The 3089-nt window shown below is 73.3% G+C and carries 4 protein-coding genes; 3 read left to right on the top strand and 1 reads right to left on the bottom strand.

Going from position 1 to position 3089, the window contains the following annotated elements; genetic code table 11:
* The coding region (locus tag AOK22_RS27145) for a ComEC/Rec2 family competence protein (RefSeq protein ID WP_425264067.1) at positions 1–503 on the top strand (503 nt) is incomplete at its 5' end.
* A 291-nt stretch (positions 504–794) separates the two neighbouring features.
* Entirely contained in the window at positions 795–1676 is an 882-nt protein-coding gene (locus tag AOK22_RS27150) for a YceI family protein (protein WP_055701350.1), read from the top strand.
* A gap of 116 nt (positions 1677–1792) precedes the next feature.
* Here the strand turns inward: AOK22_RS27150 and AOK22_RS27155 are convergent, their stop codons facing one another.
* Complete coding sequence (locus AOK22_RS27155; RefSeq protein ID WP_055701348.1) at positions 1793–2038, bottom strand: hypothetical protein; 246 nt, start codon at positions 2036–2038, stop codon at positions 1793–1795.
* 71 nt (positions 2039–2109) lie between these two features.
* Between AOK22_RS27155 and holA the strand changes: the two genes are divergently transcribed.
* Positions 2110–3089: DNA polymerase III subunit delta (holA, locus tag AOK22_RS27160; RefSeq protein WP_055701349.1), on the top strand; the 980-nt coding region annotated here is incomplete at its 3' end.

Raw genomic sequence — 3089 nt, forward strand, 5'->3', positions numbered from 1 at the left:
CGGTGACCCGGGCCGCGGCGGGGGAGCGGCGCAGGGCGGGTGCCCTGGAGTGGCGGGTGCTCTGGCCTCCGGCAGGGCCGACGCCACGGCCCGAGGGGGCGAACGACGCGAGTGTCACGCTGCTCGTGCGGACGGAAGGGCTGACGCTGCTGCTCCTCGGGGACCTCGAACCGCCGGCGCAGCGAGCCCTGCTGCGTACGGAGGCGGGCGCGTCGCTGGCCGCCGTGGATGTGGTGAAGGTGGCTCATCACGGCTCGGCGCATCAGGACCCGGAGCTGCTGCGCAGGGCGGCGCCCAGGCTGGCGTTGATCTCCTGCGGCGCGGACAACTCGTACGGCCACCCGGCGCCCGCGACGCTGGCGGCGCTGAGGGCCGGGGGAGCGGAGGTGCTGCGTACGGACACGGACGGTTCGATCGCGGTGGTGGGGTCGGGGCGAGGTGCGCGGGGTGGGGCGGCGCGCGGATCGGCGCCACGACTCGAAGTGGCCACGCGCCCGCCGTAGGGCCCGCCCGCCGCCGAGCGGCTGCTGCGCCCGCCTGCCGCCGAGGGGCGCTCGCCCGCCTGACGCCGAGTGGTTGTGCTGCCGCGCCCGGGAGCGCTACCGCCGGAAACCCGTCCTGACCTGGCATGACATGAAGGGGAGATGGCAATTCGGGCTACTCGCGACACTTCCAACGCATCGTCAGCATTCCTGCGATGTGGGTTCGTGTTGCACGGAAAGCCGCAACGGTGATCGAATGCCTTTTCGTTGCAGTTTGCAGGTGTTGTCAAGTGACGTGGGGGTGTGTCGCGCGTGTTCGGCCGCTGGCTGGGAAACCGTACGAATCGGGCGGGGCGGATGGGGCCCTTGTCGGCGTTCCCGGTGCCGAAGAGTGCGGGGGTGCTCAGCTGCCGGGTGCTCGACCCGGTCAATGAGCCCGTGCGGAACGCGGAGTTCGCCGTCAGTGACGCCATGGGGCGCAAGGTGGTCAGCGGGGGCACGGATCCGTTCGGGTCGTTCGTGACGACCGTGCCGGCCGGGGACTACCGCCTCGCGGTGTCGGCGGAGGGGTTCACGCCGTACCGGGCGAGCGCCACCGTCGGGGAGGACGCGCACGCCTCGCTCGGTGACGTCATGCTCCAGGTCGCCCAGCCCCCGGCGCTGCCCGAGCCCGGCGACTGGGAGATCGACCCCCTGCACTCCTCGGTCGCCTTCACCGCGCGCCACATCGGACTCGCCCGTATCCACGGCCGGTTCAACAGTTTCGCGGGGGCGATCCGGCTGGGCGAGCGTATGGAGGACTCCGCCATGCACGTCGTGATCGACGCGTCCTCCATCGACACAGCGGTCAAGATGCGCGACGACCATCTGCGCTCGGGCGACTTCCTGGACGTGGCGCGGTTCCCGACGATGGAGTTCTACAGCGACCGCTTCGTGCACAAGGGCGGCAGCCGCTGGGCGATATCCGGCGGGCTGACCCTGCACGGTGTGACGCGGACGGTCACGCTCGACACCGAGTACCTCGGGGTCGGCCAGGGGCTGGAGGGCGAGACCCGCGTCGCCTGCCGCGCCACCACCGAGCTGCACCGCGACGACTTCACGATCACCTGGCAGACGATGCTCGCGCGCGGCATCGCGGCCGTCGGGCACAGCATCACGATCGACCTCGACATCCAGGTCATCCCCAAGAGCTGACCGCCCTCCGACCGCCCCGCCGACAGCCGACCGGGACCGCCCGAGCGCCCCGCCCAGCCCGGTCGTCCGCCCAAGCGAGACCGGTCGCCCGCCTCACCGAGCCCGGCCGTCCGCCCCTAGGGAGCCTCCAGCCAGCCCTCGTGCTCGGCGGCCAGTTCGTCGAGGGCCGCCGGGTCGAGGCGGGCGTCGGGGTCCTCGACCACGACCAGCCACTGGGCGTCCTCGGCGTCGTCCTCGCCGGCCAGCGCGTCGCGCACGAGCTGGGGTTCCTCGGCGACGCCGAAGCGGTCGGGGAGTTCTTCGGCGACCTCCTCCGCGGCATCGCGGTCGGGCAGCACCAGGACATGTCGTACGTCGCTCACCCGGCCATTCTCCGTTACGGGTGAGGTCGCGCGGGACGCGGTGTCAGTGGCGCGTGGGATGCTTGACCGCGATGGCCAGGAAGACAGCAAACGACGACCCGCTCGCCCCCGTCACGATCGCCGTGGGGCAGGAGGACCTGCTCCTCGACCGCGCCGTGCAGCAGGTGGTCGCCGCCGCCCGCACCGCCGACGCGGACACGGACGTGCGCGACCTCACCCCCGACCAGCTGCAGCCCGGCACGCTCGCCGAGCTCACCAGCCCCTCGCTCTTCGCCGAGCGCAAGGTCGTCGTGGTGCGGAGCGCCCAGGACCTGTCGGCCGACACGATCAAGGACGTGAAGGGGTACTTCGGCGCGCCCGTCGAGGAGATCACCCTCGTCCTGCTGCACGCGGGCGGCGCCAAGGGCAAGGGCCTGCTCGACGCGGCCCGCAAGGCCGGCGCGCGCGAGGTCGCCTGCCCCAAGATGACCAAGCCCGCGGACCGGCTCTCCTTCGTGCGGAGCGAGTTCCGCACGCTGGGCCGTTCGGCGACGCCGGAGGCGTGCCAGTCCCTGGTCGACGCGATCGGCAGCGATCTGCGTGAGCTCGCCTCGGCGGTCACGCAGCTGGTGGCGGACATCGAGGGCACGATCGACGAGGCCGTCGTCGGCCGGTACTACACGGGCCGGGCGGAGGCCTCCAGCTTCACCGTGGCCGACCGGGCCGTGGAGGGCAGGGCCGCCGAGGCGCTGGAGGCGCTGCGCTGGTCCCTGGCCACCGGCGTCGCCCCCGTCATGATCACCAGCGCCCTCGCGCAGGGCGTCCGGGCGATCGGCAAGCTCTCCTCCGCGCGCGGCGGCCGCCCCGCCGACCTCGCCCGCGAGCTGGGCATGCCGCCCTGGAAGATCGACCGGGTGCGCCAGCAGATGCGCGGCTGGACCCCGGACGGCGTGGCCGCGGCGCTCACCGCCGTCGCGGCGGCCGACGCGGGCGTCAAGGGCGGCGGCGACGACCCGGAGTACGCGTTGGAGAAGGCCGTCGTGGCCATCGCCCGCGCCGCCAGGTCCCGCCG

Source organism: Streptomyces silaceus (assembly GCF_001419745.1).
Lineage (GTDB): Bacteria > Actinomycetota > Actinomycetes > Streptomycetales > Streptomycetaceae > Streptomyces > Streptomyces silaceus.